The following is a 14,534-nucleotide window of genomic DNA, read 5'->3' as shown; positions in this document are numbered from 1 at the left end:
CAGTACAGTAATTGTACTTCGCTGCACGGATGCGGCATTATCGTATCAAGTAACTCTACCAAGTTTATCTAATATCACCCTACCCTCACAAAATAGTAAGCCATGTCCTATTGATGGCTAAGTACATTAAAGCCTATTATGTTGATTTTAACCTCTTAAAATGATATCTTGTACAAAAATAATCCATCCAAGGTTTTTATGTTTTTTAATCACGCAAAGAGTAATCGCATTAGCATGCATTTAGAATCTACACTTGCTGAAATTTGTAGGGAGCGATGGTCAAAATATCTTACTGTTGTGCCCAAGGATTGTGTAATTCATTACAATGGCCATCTTGGTAATCAAAAAATAAACTTGGAAAAACTTATTAATGATTTTGGTTCTTTTCGGCCCAAAGAACATTTTTCCTGGGATTTTGCTCCTCTGCCTTATGATGCAAAGCCAATGTATGTCTTAGCCAACGCTAAAAAACAATATCATTTTTACAGTGAACTTTTAAAAGAAGCACGAATTATTACTGCTGAATTGAACAAGCCCAATCCAAATTATCAAAGCATCATTGACAGAGCTACACGGATTAAAAACAGCTCAACGACTGTACCCTCAATAATCGATGGGGCGCGTATAACGCTCAATGTGGGGTGGAGTTTAGGTGGTAACTTAGTGATAGATTTCATCACAGGACTTTTCGGTCTTATTCATGCACCTATTATGGCATTAGTGGGCGTTCTTTATGCCATCCCCTATTGTCTTTCTTTCTCACAATATTGTGGTAGCCCGGAGTTTTTTTTAGATACAGCCGTCTATTTTTGTAACTCTGCATTTCAGGTTTTATCCTCTATCTTCTATCCTCTTGGCATGCTTTATTCAAAATACACGACTGATTCTTATGATATAGTTACTAAAGGTAAGGTAGAAAGAGCAGTAGAGGGAATTATTTCATTGGCCAAAGAAAAGCTAGTGGTCTGTGAAGAACAAGTTGATACAGGTTTATCTCTGCTCGATATGATTGATTAATGTGGCGTCAGCGTAGCGATTAGTTATGGGCTACGTAGGTAATTTTAGTTGGGTTTCGGGAGATGGCCATCTATGTATTAGACTGAATGACGCCATCCCAACGTCAAACAGTCAAATACAAATAGCCGTGGTACTAACGTTTCACAATTTTGGCTTGATTAATTAAACTTTTTGCATACAAGTCATAATCCATCATACCCGAACTCGCCTCAATTTGTTGCACAAGACTATCTTGTTGCTCTTTGTCTAAAGTATTTAAGTTTCCATCATTAATATGCTTTAGTCTGACCACTACATAATCACCATTAGGTAAAACAATACCATTACGGCTTTGGGGTCGTAATAAATTGAATGCAGCATCATTAATCAACACATCGGCTTTATCACTGTCTCTGGAAGCATGTTCTACTGAATTCCAGGTTAATTTATGGGTACTCATAAGCTTTTCTTGTTCTTTACTCTCTGTAGGATCTAATAAATTTTTACCAAGCTCTTTTGCTTTAGCTTCAGCAACTTGTTTAATGAGAATCTTATTGATCTGTGCCTGAACAGCTTCTAACGACTGTTCCTTTTCTGCCCTATGTTCATTCACGCGCACTACCACAACGGAATCATTATCCAATTGAACTGGTTCACTATTATTACCTAACTCAAGAACATCATGACTAAACGCAGCATTTATCACAAGTTGATTTTTAGTGATGGCATCGTTACCACCCGCACGTGAGAATACTGGTGTTTTTTCAATCTTTAATTTCATTGCGTCAGAAACTGGATTTAATGAATCCGGCGATTGGTAACTCAAGTCAGATAATTGTTCTAAAGCATGTGCATACTGAGTTTGCGCCATTTCTGCAAGTAATTGCTCTTTAATTGTTGTTTCTACTTCCGCTAGCGACTTCATAGTTACAGGTTTATAAGCAATTAACTTAAAAATTTCATAACCGTGTTTAGTTTTTTCAGGAGCAGAAATTTCACCTGGTTTCGTTAAATTAGATAAAATCTTATCATAATCATTCTGGCCAGCAGTGATCCAGGGAAGCGCCCCTTTTTCCGCAACAGAAAGCTTGTCATCCGATAGTGTAGTAACCAGTTTTTCAAACTGAGCAGGATCTTTTTGTAATGCAGCATAAGCATCATCGGCTTTTTTCTGAATTTGATCCAATTCATCTTTTGAAACATCTTCAGGGGTTGCAAATAAGATATGAGCAACTTGCCATTGAGCCGGTGTTAAATAGTTGTTTTGATTTTCATTATAAAAACGTTTGATATCATCATCTGATATTTTAATATGCTTTTTTATATTGTTCATCGAAAGCAGAACATAATCAAGACTTACTTGTTCTGGAGCCATGAATTCTTTTTGATGTTGCTTATAATAATCAGCAATAGCTTCTGGCGAAACATGAGCATCTTTCTCAAAACGTGCAGCAGAAATCGTGACATAATCATAATCTCTATTTTGCATATACAGTTTAACAAAACGTTCAATTTCATCAGGTAGTGCAAAAGAACTGCCGATAAAAGCAAAGCGTTGTTGATTTAACAACATGCCTTGTTTTACTTCATTTTGAAAACTTAATTGAGTAAATAAAGCAGCACTTAAGGCCTGTTGGTATTTTTCACTAGAAAAATGACCATCTTCTTGAAATTGAGGAATATTAAGGATGGCAGCATTAGCTTGGTTTAAACTCACGTTAAAGCCATTCGTATGCGCTGCCTGAACCATTACTTCATTGGTTACCATTTGATCTAAAACTTGATTTTGTAGTTTTTTCTCATCTTCAGCAGTCATCTGTGCAATATCTTGCATTCCACGAGCACGTCGGTAATTTATTTCAAAAGCTTGTTCAGTTAAAGGCTCACCATTGACTGTAACTTTAGAATTTGTTGTTTGATGCGATTGGAAGTAATAATCTACACCGAATAATGTGAATGTGATACCGATTAAAATAACAACCAGCCAAGCTACAACACCTTGTATACGCTCATTTAACTTCTGCAACATGTCCCGAGATCCATTTAAATATTAACATAGTTTAATGAAGACAGATTGTAACCTAATCGGATAGAAATCCAAACAAAAACCAGTAAATATTATGTTCTAACAAGATAATCATAGACATTTGATCGAAATGTGACGCTTGAACCCAAATAGACGGCTCTACCCCACGCCGAGTCGCATAAATCAAACTCGGACGTAAAATTTTAAGCAAAAAAAACGCGTCTATGAAGACGCGTTAATAGTGGCGGAGTGGACGGGGCTCGAACCCGCGACCCCCGGCGTGACAGGCCGGTATTCTAACCAACTGAACTACCACTCCATATTATGGTGGGTGCTGTAGGGATCGAACCTACGACCCTCGCCTTGTAAGGGCGATGCTCTCCCAGCTGAGCTAAGCACCCGAAATCTTAAGTAATTCGCACTGTTTTCATTTCGGTTTGGCTGCATTTAATGTCAGCAAAAAACAATGTCTCTCATCTTTTATAAAATAAAAACGCGCCCATAAAGGCGCGTTAAGTATGGCGGAGTGGACGGGGCTCGAACCCGCGACCCCCGGCGTGACAGGCCGGTATTCTAACCAACTGAACTACCACTCCATTTCATGGTGGGTGCTGTAGGGATCGAACCTACGACCCTCGCCTTGTAAGGGCGATGCTCTCCCAGCTGAGCTAAGCACCCTGAAATCTTAAGCTTCTTGTACGGCTTCTTTCAGGTTTTTACCTGCTTTAAACTTAGCAACTCGTGATGCTTTAATCTCAATAACTTTCCCAGTTTGTGGGTTTCTACCTGTACGTGCCGAACGATTACCTGTTGAAAACGACCCAAATCCAGGTATTACAACTTGATCACCGCTTTTTAAAGCATCAGTTATCGTACTAGTAAAAGTTTCGAGCACTCTGCTGGCATCAGCTTTTGTTAAACCCGAACCACTTGCTATAGCATCAACTAATTCGCTCTTATTCATTGCTTCCCCTATACAGTTAATCTTCCATACTTTAAGTTAATCTAACTCAAACCCAATCAAATTAACCAGTCAAGTAGTTTCATCCTTGCAGTGCCCGCCAGTGGCGGGCTACGAAACGAAATATACCTCTAATTAATGGGTATGTAAATCATTATTTTTAGTTTTTTTCGTTTTTTTACCTACTAAAGTGGCAGGCTGTACAATTTCTGCCCGATCCACCCAAGGACTACGTTGTAGAGCCAATTCAAGAACCTGATCTATGGTCTTAACGGGGTGTACTGTAATTTTACGCAGTATATTGTCAGGTATCTCTTCTAGGTCTTTAACATTCTCTTCAGGAATGATCACGTGCTTAATTCCACCTCGATGCGCAGCCAATAATTTTTCTTTTAAACCACCTATTGGCAATACTTGCCCTCGTAATGTAATTTCACCAGTCATTGCAACATCTGCTTTAACGGGAATTTGCGTTACAACAGAAACAAGTACGGTACACATACCTACACCTGCACTCGGTCCATCTTTCGGTGTTGCACCTTCGGGAACATGGATATGAAAATCATTTTTATCATAAAAATCATCTGCTAATCCAAGTTTTTTGGCGCGACTGCGCACTACTGTCATTGCCGCATGAATGGATTCTTGCATGACCTCACCCAATTGCCCCGTGTGCGTTACCTTACCTTTGCCAGGTACCATTGACGCTTCGATTGTCAGCAACTCGCCACCCACACTAGTCCAAGCAAGGCCAGTTACTTGTCCAACCTGATCAAACTCTTCAGCCAATCCATATCGAAATTTCTTCACACCTAAATATTTCTCGATATTATTTAAGGTAACGATCATTTTTTTAGGCTTCTTGCTGGAGAGAATATCTTTCACTACTTTTCGGCAGACACTGGCAATATCACGCTCCAGATTACGTACCCCAGCTTCACGCGTATAATGACGAATAATTTCTCGAATAGCACCTTCACTAATATGAATTTCATCGTTGTTTAAACCATTCAATGAAATTTGTTTGGGTACAAGGTACTGCTCCGCAATACTTACCTTTTCATCTTCGGTGTAACCTGCCAAACGAATTATTTCCATTCGATCTAATAAAGGTGCAGGTATTTCCAAAGAGTTAGCAGTAGCAATAAACATGACATCACTTAAATCATAATCCACTTCCAGATAATGATCGCTAAAGGTATGATTTTGCTCTGGATCAAGCACTTCAAGCAATGCAGAAGCAGGATCGCCACGGAAATCCATGGCCATCTTATCCACTTCATCAAGCATAATCAGTGGGTTCTTCACCCCTGCTTTACATAATTTCTGAATAATTTTTCCAGGCATAGAACCAATATAAGTTCTTCTATGTCCACGTATCTCAGCTTCATCACGCACACCACCTAAAGCAATACGAATAAAAGTACGGCCGGTAGCATTAGCAATAGATTGCCCTAAAGAAGTTTTACCAACCCCTGGAGGTCCAACTAAACATAAGATCGGGCCTTTCAAACGTTTTACACGTTTTTGTACTGCCAAGTATTCGATAATACGTTCTTTAACCCGTTCCAGTCCATGATGCTCTTTATCCAATAACTTTTCTGCTTTTAACAAATCAAATTGAATTTTGCTTTTCTTTTTCCAAGGAACCAACAACATCCAATCCAGATAATTACGGATAACTGTGGCCTCAGCAGACATTGGTGACATCATTTTTAATTTATGAAGTTCAGCCATAGATTTTTCTTTGGCTTCTTTTGGCATACCTGCTTTTTCAATGGATTTTTCGAGTTGCTCGATTTCATTACCTTCTTCGCCCATTTCTCCCAATTCTTTTTGAATGGCTTTCATTTGTTCATTAAGGTAATACTCACGCTGACTCTTTTCCATTTGACGCTTTACTCGTCCTCTTACACGCTTTTCAACATGCAACAGATCGATTTCTGTTTCAATTGCAGACATCAATCGTTCAAGACGAGTTCCTACGTCCAAGGTTTCTAATAATTCTTGTTTATCATCAACTTTCAAAGTTAAATGAGCGGCAATAGTATCTGCCAAACGACCAGGCTCTTCTATTCCAGCTAATGGCGACAATACTTCAGGTGGAATTTTTTTATTCAGTTTAATATATTGTTCAAATTGCGACATTAATGAGCGCATTAAGATACCAACTTCTGGTTCTTGTACTGCCGTATTTACCTCATCCATAATTTCCAGAGACGCTTCTAAATATCCCTTTTCTTGGCTATATTCTTTTACGCGCGCACGCTGTTCACCTTCAACTAAAACTTTTACCGTTCCATCTGGTAATTTTAATAATTGCAGCACACTGGATAAAGTACCAACCACATAAATATCATCTGCGGTCGGATCATCATTAGATGATTTTTTCTGCGCAACTAAAAAGATTTGCTTATTATCGACCATAGCCGCCTCTAAGGCCTTGATTGATTTTCCGCGACCAACAAAAAGAGGAATTACCATATGAGGATAAACTACGACATCCCTCAAAGGCAACACAGGAATCATTGATACTTTTTCAGTCTCATTAGGCGTCACTTTATTTTCAATAGACATAACGAACCCTTATTCAAACAAAAGCTATAGTTATAATTTTACAACATTTTTTACTACTTTAACTGAGTATACCGGTAATTCTTGAAATGAACAAAGTACTCAATAAGAAAGAGAAATTTAATGAGGAAACTAACCATTTAATAGCCAAGTACCTTTATCAAGCTACTTGTAGGAGGGATTTATTTAGCTGAATTAAAAGATAGATACAACTATCCATCATTCTAAATCCCTGAACCAGTAGCAAGGCAAAGGCGCAGGGATTTAATGGTGTGAATAGTTGCTTATTAAGTCCTATTCTTGACCGCCTGCTGCACTCTTCATCTCTTGCTCATAAATAAGTATAGGCTTTGATGTATTATTTACAGCATTTTCATCAATTACCACTTTATTTACACCTTCAAGAGAAGGTAATTCATACATGGTGTCTAAAAGAATATTTTCAAGTATCGCGCGCAAACCGCGAGCCCCCATTTTTCGTTCCAAGGCTTTTTTAGCAATTGCAACTAAGGCCTCATCTCTAAATTCTAGCTCAACATTTTCCATTTTGAAAAGTGACTGGAATTGTTTTGTTAAGGCATTTTTAGGATTAGTAAGGATGTCAATCAAAGCCCCCTGATCCAGTTCTTGCAATGTAGTTACTACAGGTAGTCTACCTACAAACTCAGGAATTAATCCATATTTAATCAAATCATCAGATTCTAATCGACTTAATACCTTAGATATTTCTTCGCTATTGTCCTTTTTATTTTTCAGCTGTGCAGAAAAACCGATACTTGATTTTTCGCTTCGCTCCCTGATTACTTTATCCAAACCAGCAAAAGCACCGCCACAAATAAAGAGAATATTTGAGGTATCCACTTGCAAGAATTCTTGCTGAGGATGTTTACGACCACCTTGTGGTGGTACCGAAGCCACTGTTCCTTCAATCAATTTGAGTAATGCTTGCTGGACACCTTCGCCAGAAACATCACGAGTTATCGAAGGATTATCTGATTTACGTGAAATCTTATCGATTTCATCAATATAAACAATACCTTGTTGCGCTTTGTCTACATCGTAATCGCATTTTTGCAAAAGCTTTTGAATAATATTTTCGACGTCTTCCCCAACATACCCTGCTTCAGTCAAAGTAGTTGCATCAGCCATAGCAAAAGGAACATTTAAAATGCGTGCTAACGTTTGTGCTAAAAGCGTTTTACCACTACCTGTTGGACCAATTAGTAAAATATTACTTTTACCCAGTTCAACACCATCTTCGCTTTTATGTTGTAAACGTTTGTAATGATTGTACACGGCAACAGACAGCACTTTTTTCGCATGCGGCTGGCCAATAACGTACTCATCTAAGAATTTTGAAATTTCTTTTGGTGATGGTAAACGTACTTCTACCTCTTCATGAGTTTCATGCGTTTCTTCACGGATAATATCATTGCAAAGCTCAACGCATTCATCACAGACAAATACTGAAGGCCCAGCAATCAATTTTTTTTACTTCATGTTGGCTTTTGCCACAAAAAGAGCAATAAAGAACTTTATCGCCACTTCCGTTACCGGATTTACTCATATCCAACCCCTTCTTACAACCATTACCGAAAAAAGGTAACACATGTAAAATTTTAGTCAATCAGAAAAAGATATGCCACTACAAACAAGAACTAATTTATTTTCCAGGCATCCCGAGCGTTGAAAGGAACCTCCAAATCTAGTCTTAACATTATACGCTATACTAGATCCGGAGGTTCAACATTTCGCTCAAATTAACGAGCTGAAGATAGATTATTCTTCTGGATTACTTACTACTTCTCGATCATAAATAACTTTATCGATGAGACCGTATTCAGCAGCTTGCGTAGCACTCATAAAATTATCACGCTCTGTGTCACGCATGATTTGATCAGGTGTCTTTTTAGTGTGCTTTGCCATAATGCTATTTAAACGCTCTCTTACCGCTAAAGTTTCACGTGCGTGAATCTCAATATCAGTTGCCTGACCGCGGTAACCACCTAAAGGTTGGTGAATCATTACACGTGAGTTTGGCAGACAAAATCTCTTACCATCAGCACCAGCGCAAAGCAATAAGGCCGCAGCACTTGCTGCTTGACCAATGCATAACGTACTGACATCAGGCTTAATAAACTGCATGGTGTCATAAATTGCTAAACCAGCAGTTACCACACCACCAGGAGAATTAATGTAAAGAGAAATGTCTTTTTCAGGGTTTTCAGACTCAAGAAACAACAATTGAGCAACCACTAAATTAGCCATATGATCTTCAACTTCACCCAATAGAAAGATAATACGTTCCTTCAATAATCTTGAGTAGATGTCATACGAACGCTCACCACGTGACGTTTGTTCAATAACCATTGGCACCAATCCACTGGCATTGCGAATTATGTTATCTGAATATCCTGACATAAAATTACTCTCCTTTGTTCTTCTCAGTCACTTTTTCAGTTTCTTTTTTTGGATTCATCACTGAATCGTAGTCAGTAGACTTATGCTTAATTTTAGCATCAGCAGCAATTTTATCTGCAACCATCTCTTCCATAACTAATGCTTCGATTTCAGCCAAGTGCTCTTTGCTACTTCTGTACCAAGCACGTAATTCATCAGGGTTTTCGTAAGCACCTGCAAATTTCTCAATCATCGCATCAACTTTTTCTTTATCAGCAACAATTTGATGCTTTTTAACATATTCAGAGAATAGTAAACCAAGATGAACACGACGTTTTGCTTGTTCTTCAAATAATTCTCTTGGGAAATCAGGAATCTGTTCATTCTCATGATGCTCATGGCCAAACAAACGATGATACATATCATGTTTTAAATGTTCGATTTCTTTATCAATTAAAGCTAATGGCAAGTCAATGATATTTACTTCCATTAACTTATCAAACAGTTTTTCTCTGTTCATCATGCTAACACGACGTTCTAATTCGCGAGTCATGTTGTCTTTAATGTCAGTTTTAAGCGCTTCAACGCCGCCTTCTTTGATATTAAATTTTTCTGCAAAAACATCATCAAGTTCAGGTAATTTACCTTCCAGGACATTACGAATGGTAATTTTAAAGATCGCTTCTTTACCAGCCAATTCTTTATGACCATAATCTTCTGGGAAATTCACTTTGATATCAAATGGCTTATCTTTCTTACCACCAATAATTCCATCTTCGAAACCTGGAATCATTGAGCCCGAACCAATCACTAATTCATGGCCCTCAGCACTGCCGCCATCAAATGCTTTGTCGTCGAGGAAGCCTTGGAAATCAATTACGACTTTGTCGCCACTCTTAACCGCACGAGAAACATCATGCCATTCTTTGTTTTGCTCACGTAATTTATCCATCATCTCTTGAACGTCTTTGTCGGTTACTTCTGACTTTGCAAGTTCAACAACAGCTTGGTTTAATTCAACAACTTCAAATACAGGCATAACTTCAAATGTAGCCGTGTATTTAAAATCTTTATCTTTTTCTACTTGTTCAGGCTCAACATATGGATAACCGGCAGGGACTAATTCATGTTGTTGTAAGGCTTCAAATAAAGTGGATTGAACCATATCGCGCGCAACTTCTTCGCGAACGCTATCGGAGTAACGGCTAGTAACAACGTGCATGGGGACTTTGCCAGGACGGAAACCATCTACTTTAACTTTCTGAGCTAAACCTTTGAGACGCGAGCTGACTTCTTCCTCAACTTTCGCCGTAGGTACAGAAATTGTCACCTTGCGTTCCAAACCTTTTAGGGTCTCAACAGAAACTTGCATTAACTCACCTCTTTGGAATTTATAATGAAATGGTGCGAAAGGAGAGACTCGAACTCTCACGGGTTGCCCCGCTGGAACCTAAATCCAGTGCGTCTACCAATTCCGCCACTTTCGCAATCAGGTTGGATTATCAATCAGTAATTCGGTCTTGTAAAGACTCAGATGAATCTTTAGCGGTAAACCTTACTTCTACTACAACTCATGGGGTGAACGATGGGATTCGAACCCACGACAACCGGGATCACAACCCGGGGCTCTACCAACTGAGCTACGCTCACCATAAACTTTTTAGAAACTTGTGTATACTATTGGGCTGGTGCGCCCGGCAGGATTCGAACCTGCTACCCTCGGCTTAGAAGGCCGATGCTCTATCCAGATGAGCTACGGGCGCTTAAATTTGGTCGGGGTGGAGAGATTCGAACTCCCGACATCCTGCTCCCAAAGCAGGCGCGCTACCAGACTGCGCTACACCCCGTGACCCGTCCCGTGGACAGTGCGCACATGATACTAACGAGAAGGATTCAGGTCAATAAAAAAATCACTTTTTTTAAAAAAATTTATAACCCCTAGTATTAATACAACCAAACTGATTAATTTGCAATGCAGTTGGTTTTTTCGTTTACAAAACCTGCTCTTGTGGATGTGTTTAATAATATCGAAAAATTGCGTTCAAGCATAAATTATGCACCCTATCTACTGGTGCACCGAGAGTATACGTCCTAGCCTATACTTTAGTTCTCGAATCTTAATTATTTTTCAGCTAGCATTAGTCAATTAATCTTTATTATATTGAGCACTATGAAATTTAAGCTACTCCCACTATTTGATAGTCTAAACTACTTACATAAAAATCATGAACATGTCGTATTACCCAACGCTCGATTTCACCATGATTTTTATTACACCTTAAATTTTCTAAAAAGTTACACTGGAAGCCAAGGTACCTTCAATAGTTACCGGCGAGAAGCAGAACGATTGCTGCAATGGTCCTGGCTAATTAAGAATACAACAATCGATACTTTAAAACGCGATGACATCGAACAATACATTCGTTTTTGCCAAAACCCACCCAAACCTTGGATAAGCCTCAAAAAAGTTCCTCGTTTTATCGAAAAAGAAGGATTACGTATTCCCAATGAAGAATGGCGACCTTTCGTGGTTACCTTAAGTAAATCAGCCATAAAAAATGGACAAAAGCCGGATATAGACCAATTTAATTTATCTCAAGGCGCGACTCAGGAAATCTTCGCTATTTTGAGCACCTTATTTAATTTCTTAATTGCCGAAGAATATTTGATGTCAAATCCAGTAGCCCTGATTCGCCAAAAAAGTAAATTCATTCGCAAACGCCAACAAAATACCCCAATACGTCGTTTAAGCTTAACACAGTGGAGTGCTGTACTTAGTGCAGCAGAATCACTTGCAGAAGAATCCCCTATGAAACATGAGCGTACCCGTTTTATGTTGAGTCTGCTATTTGGCATGTATTTACGTATTTCGGAATTAGCAGCAAATGACCGCTGGATGCCCTGTATGAATGATTTTGCCAAAGACAGTAATGGTTATTGGTGGTTCACTACGGTGGGCAAAGGAAATAAAGAGCGGCAAATCGCCGTAAGTGAAGCAATGCTCGATAGTTTAATTCGTTGGCGCGGCTTCTTAGGATTAACGCCTCTGCCCTCCCCCGCAGATAATACGCCGCTTCTGCCAAAAATACGTGGCAATGGCCCCATGAGTGATACCGCCCCCATTCGACGGATTATTCAACATTGTTTTGATTTAGCTGGCGAAGAACTAAGGAGAAAGGGGCATGCAGACGAAGCAGATAATTTAGCAGCAGCAACAGTGCACTGGTTAAGGCATACGGGAATTTCTGAAGATGTAAAAATTCGCCCTCGCGAACATGTTCGCGATGATGCGGGTCATAGTTCCAGCGCCACAACAGACCGTTATATTGATATTGAAAAACAAGCACGATATCAATCAGCAAAGAAAAAAACGATAGAACCCAGCTAAAAGAACAGAAACTGTTGATATTCGCTAGATTAAGCAAACGGGTTGATTTTTGAGCACAGCAACAGAACATACATCAAGTATGTGTGTGTCGAAACACAGAAAATCAACTCACTTTGACCATGATAATAGAAAGGTCAACAGATCCTAAGCGTTCTAAACTAGTAAGGATCTATGTTAGAATCCCCTCCTCTATATTTGTGGCTAATAATTTAAAATGCTAACTCTTCGTCAAATCACCTTAACCCGTGGCACCAAAGTTTTACTTGAAAAAGCCAGCGTCACTCTTTATGAAAAACAAAAAATAGGTCTTATTGGCCATAACGGTTGTGGCAAATCAACTCTATTTGATTTTTTATTAGGAAAGTTAACTGCGGATACGGGCGAATATTTAATTAATCCTAATCTGAGAATTAGCCATTTATCACAGCAATTACCAGATAGTGATGAGAAAGCCCTGGATTTTGTTTTAAGTGGTGATGATGAATACATCAACTTACTCCAACGTTTAGAAAAAGCAGAGCAAACGCATAATCATGCCGAGGTGATTGCCTGTCATGACGAATTAAATCAAACTGCGGGTTATAGTAAACCCGCACAAGCAGCGACAATTATGTCCGGCTTAGGTTTTAGTAGTGACCAGCAAAATGCTTCGGTTAATAGTTTTTCAGGCGGATGGCGCATGCGTTTAAGTCTTGCACGTTGTCTGATGAAACCGGCTGACTTGCTTTTACTTGACGAGCCAACAAACCATTTAGATATGGAAGCTATTTTCTGGTTGGAGCGTTTTTTAAAACAAAGTCCCAGTACTATTATTTTGATCTCCCATGATCGAGAGTTTCTTGATGCTTTTGTTACACATATTTTGCACATCGAAAAACAAAATTTAACACTGTATAGTGGTGATTACAGCTGTTTTGAAAAAACACATGCACAACAGTTAGCCTTACAACAAGCCATGCATGAAAAGCAACAAGCAAAAATTAGTCACATGATGACCTTTGTTAATCGTTTTAAAGCGAAAGCAACTAAGGCAAAACAAGCTCAAGGCCGACTTAAAGCCATAGAACGCATGGAAATCATCGCTGCCGCTCAAGCCGATTCACCTTTTTCATTTGACTTTTTCCCCTGTCCGCGCGCGGGCAATCCATTAATACAGTGCAGTCAAGTTGATGCAGGGTATCCAGGACAAGAACCCACATTGAAGAAAATCAATTTATCACTTAGTCCAGGAGATAGAATAGCTTTGCTTGGCCCTAACGGTGAAGGTAAATCAACGTTAATCAAAACATTAACGGGTTCTTTGCCCGTATTAAATGGAACTATTCATCGTTCTGCTCATTTGCAAATTGGCTATTATGCCCAACATCAATTAGAACAATTGGACTGCAAGTTAAGCCCGGTAGAAACCATCCAAGTATTATCACCTGAAGTCCGCGAACAAAGCATCCGTGATTTCTTAGGTGGCTTTAATTTTATTGGTGATATGGCCGTACAGCCCATTCATCATTTTTCAGGCGGTGAAAAAGCACGCTTGGCCTTAGCCAAATTAGTTTGGCAAAAACCTAATTTACTTCTACTTGACGAACCAACCAACCATTTAGACTTAGGCATGCGCTCGGCCATTGAACTTGCATTGCAAAGTTATGAAGGCGCTTTAATTCTCATTTCACACGATAGACACATGCTGAAAACTACGGTAGATAGTTTCTATTTAGTTTATCAAAAGAAAGTACAAGCCTTTAATGGCGATTTAGATGATTATCATACTTGGTTACAAACTAAAGACTCCGTTAAAGAAAGCGTCAATACGACATCTGCCGCAAATGATTACAAAGAGAAAAAAACATTACAAAATCGTTTAAAGAAATTAGAACAAATGATGGCGCAATTTCATGGTGAAATTGAAAAATTAGATATACAACTGGGTGATGCCAGTCTCTATGAGGACAGTGCCCAGCAAAGCCAATTAAACCAATTACTACAAAAACGTGAGCTTGCACATTCCTCTTTAAATCAAGCCGAAGAAGAGTGGTTGGAGATTAGTGGCGTATTAGAAGATTTGACTTAGAATTCATTTCGAAATCTCATGGTCTGCTAATCTAGCATAATGCTTTAAGACTGGCATAAACTTTTGTCCTACTCTGAATAAACGATACCAATGTAATAAAACCATAATTTTTTACAATTAA

General features: G+C 38.9%; 8 protein-coding genes, 8 tRNA genes and 1 pseudogene. 3 read left to right on the top strand and 14 right to left on the bottom strand.

Annotated features, from left to right (window positions below; translation table 11 throughout):
- Window positions 1-198 precede the first annotated feature (198 nt).
- The gene (locus tag LDG_RS11910) at window positions 199-1,017 is read left to right on the top strand and encodes a hypothetical protein (protein WP_006871624.1); all 819 of its coding nucleotides are present in this window, start codon (window positions 199-201) and stop codon (window positions 1,015-1,017) included.
- Between the two features lie 133 nt (window positions 1,018-1,150).
- Here LDG_RS11910 and LDG_RS11905 read toward each other — a convergent pair whose 3' ends face one another.
- The 14 genes and pseudogenes from LDG_RS11905 to LDG_RS11840 all read right to left on the bottom strand — a co-directional run bounded on the left by LDG_RS11905 (window position 1,151) and on the right by LDG_RS11840 (window position 10,804).
- The gene (locus LDG_RS11905) at window positions 1,151-3,025 is read right to left on the bottom strand and encodes a SurA N-terminal domain-containing protein (RefSeq protein WP_006871623.1); all 1,875 of its coding nucleotides are present in this window, start codon (window positions 3,023-3,025) and stop codon (window positions 1,151-1,153) included.
- Window positions 3,026-3,264: 239 nt separating this feature from the next.
- Window positions 3,265-3,341 (bottom strand) — tRNA-Asp (locus LDG_RS11900).
- A 6-nt stretch (window positions 3,342-3,347) separates the two neighbouring features.
- Window positions 3,348-3,423: transfer RNA gene (locus LDG_RS11895), tRNA-Val, on the bottom strand.
- 118 nt (window positions 3,424-3,541) lie between these two features.
- A tRNA-Asp gene (locus LDG_RS11890) sits at window positions 3,542-3,618 on the bottom strand.
- A 6-nt stretch (window positions 3,619-3,624) separates the two neighbouring features.
- A tRNA-Val gene (locus LDG_RS11885) sits at window positions 3,625-3,700 on the bottom strand.
- Between the two features lie 7 nt (window positions 3,701-3,707).
- Window positions 3,708-3,986 (bottom strand): HU family DNA-binding protein, encoded by a 279-nt coding sequence (locus LDG_RS11880; protein ID WP_006871622.1) that lies wholly within the window; start codon window positions 3,984-3,986, stop codon window positions 3,708-3,710.
- Between the two features lie 132 nt (window positions 3,987-4,118).
- Window positions 4,119-6,560, bottom strand: a complete 2,442-nt coding sequence (lon, locus tag LDG_RS11875; protein ID WP_006871621.1) for an endopeptidase La — start codon at window positions 6,558-6,560, stop codon at window positions 4,119-4,121.
- A 291-nt stretch (window positions 6,561-6,851) separates the two neighbouring features.
- A pseudogene (clpX, locus tag LDG_RS11870) lies at window positions 6,852-8,124 on the bottom strand (ATP-dependent Clp protease ATP-binding subunit ClpX).
- 212 nt (window positions 8,125-8,336) lie between these two features.
- Window positions 8,337-8,978: an ATP-dependent Clp endopeptidase proteolytic subunit ClpP gene (clpP, locus tag LDG_RS11865; RefSeq protein ID WP_006871618.1), complete on the bottom strand. Its 642-nt coding sequence runs from the start codon at window positions 8,976-8,978 to the stop codon at window positions 8,337-8,339.
- Window positions 8,979-8,982: 4 nt separating this feature from the next.
- Entirely contained in the window at window positions 8,983-10,329 is a 1,347-nt protein-coding gene (gene tig, locus LDG_RS11860; RefSeq protein WP_006871617.1) for a trigger factor, read from the bottom strand.
- 30 nt (window positions 10,330-10,359) lie between these two features.
- Window positions 10,360-10,444: transfer RNA gene (locus LDG_RS11855), tRNA-Leu, on the bottom strand.
- An 87-nt stretch (window positions 10,445-10,531) separates the two neighbouring features.
- Window positions 10,532-10,607 (bottom strand) — tRNA-His (locus tag LDG_RS11850).
- 36 nt (window positions 10,608-10,643) lie between these two features.
- A tRNA-Arg gene (locus LDG_RS11845) sits at window positions 10,644-10,720 on the bottom strand.
- A gap of 7 nt (window positions 10,721-10,727) precedes the next feature.
- Window positions 10,728-10,804 (bottom strand) — tRNA-Pro (locus LDG_RS11840).
- Between the two features lie 323 nt (window positions 10,805-11,127).
- Here LDG_RS11840 and LDG_RS11835 point away from each other — a divergent pair.
- A complete protein-coding gene (locus LDG_RS11835; protein WP_040535623.1) occupies window positions 11,128-12,345 on the top strand; it encodes a tyrosine-type recombinase/integrase in 1,218 nt (405 codons plus the stop codon).
- A gap of 214 nt (window positions 12,346-12,559) precedes the next feature.
- A complete protein-coding gene (locus tag LDG_RS11830) occupies window positions 12,560-14,413 on the top strand; it encodes an ABC-F family ATP-binding cassette domain-containing protein (protein ID WP_006871614.1) in 1,854 nt (617 codons plus the stop codon).
- The last annotated feature ends 121 nt before the right edge of the window (window positions 14,414-14,534 follow it).

It is taken from the genome of Legionella drancourtii LLAP12, assembly GCF_000162755.2.
In the GTDB taxonomy this organism is placed as follows: Bacteria; Pseudomonadota; Gammaproteobacteria; order Legionellales; family Legionellaceae; genus Legionella; species Legionella drancourtii.
The sequence above is the reverse complement of the archived record's forward strand: the minus strand, read 5'-3'. Positions and strand labels throughout refer to the sequence as shown.

What these genes read in the sequence shown, in the direction of transcription:
- LDG_RS11910 (WP_006871624.1), top strand. Translation starts at nt 199, where the DNA reads ATGTTTTTTAATCACGCAAAGAGTAATCGCATTAGCATGCATTTAGAA.
- LDG_RS11905 (WP_006871623.1), bottom strand. Translation starts at nt 3,025, where the DNA reads ATGTTGCAGAAGTTAAATGAGCGTATACAAGGTGTTGTAGCTTGGCTG.
- LDG_RS11880 (WP_006871622.1), bottom strand. Translation starts at nt 3,986, where the DNA reads ATGAATAAGAGCGAATTAGTTGATGCTATAGCAAGTGGTTCGGGTTTA.
- lon (WP_006871621.1), bottom strand. Translation starts at nt 6,560, where the DNA reads ATGTCTATTGAAAATAAAGTGACGCCTAATGAGACTGAAAAAGTATCA.
- clpP (WP_006871618.1), bottom strand. Translation starts at nt 8,978, where the DNA reads ATGTCAGGATATTCAGATAACATAATTCGCAATGCCAGTGGATTGGTG.
- tig (WP_006871617.1), bottom strand. Translation starts at nt 10,329, where the DNA reads ATGCAAGTTTCTGTTGAGACCCTAAAAGGTTTGGAACGCAAGGTGACA.
- LDG_RS11835 (WP_040535623.1), top strand. Translation starts at nt 11,128, where the DNA reads ATGAAATTTAAGCTACTCCCACTATTTGATAGTCTAAACTACTTACAT.
- LDG_RS11830 (WP_006871614.1), top strand. Translation starts at nt 12,560, where the DNA reads ATGCTAACTCTTCGTCAAATCACCTTAACCCGTGGCACCAAAGTTTTA.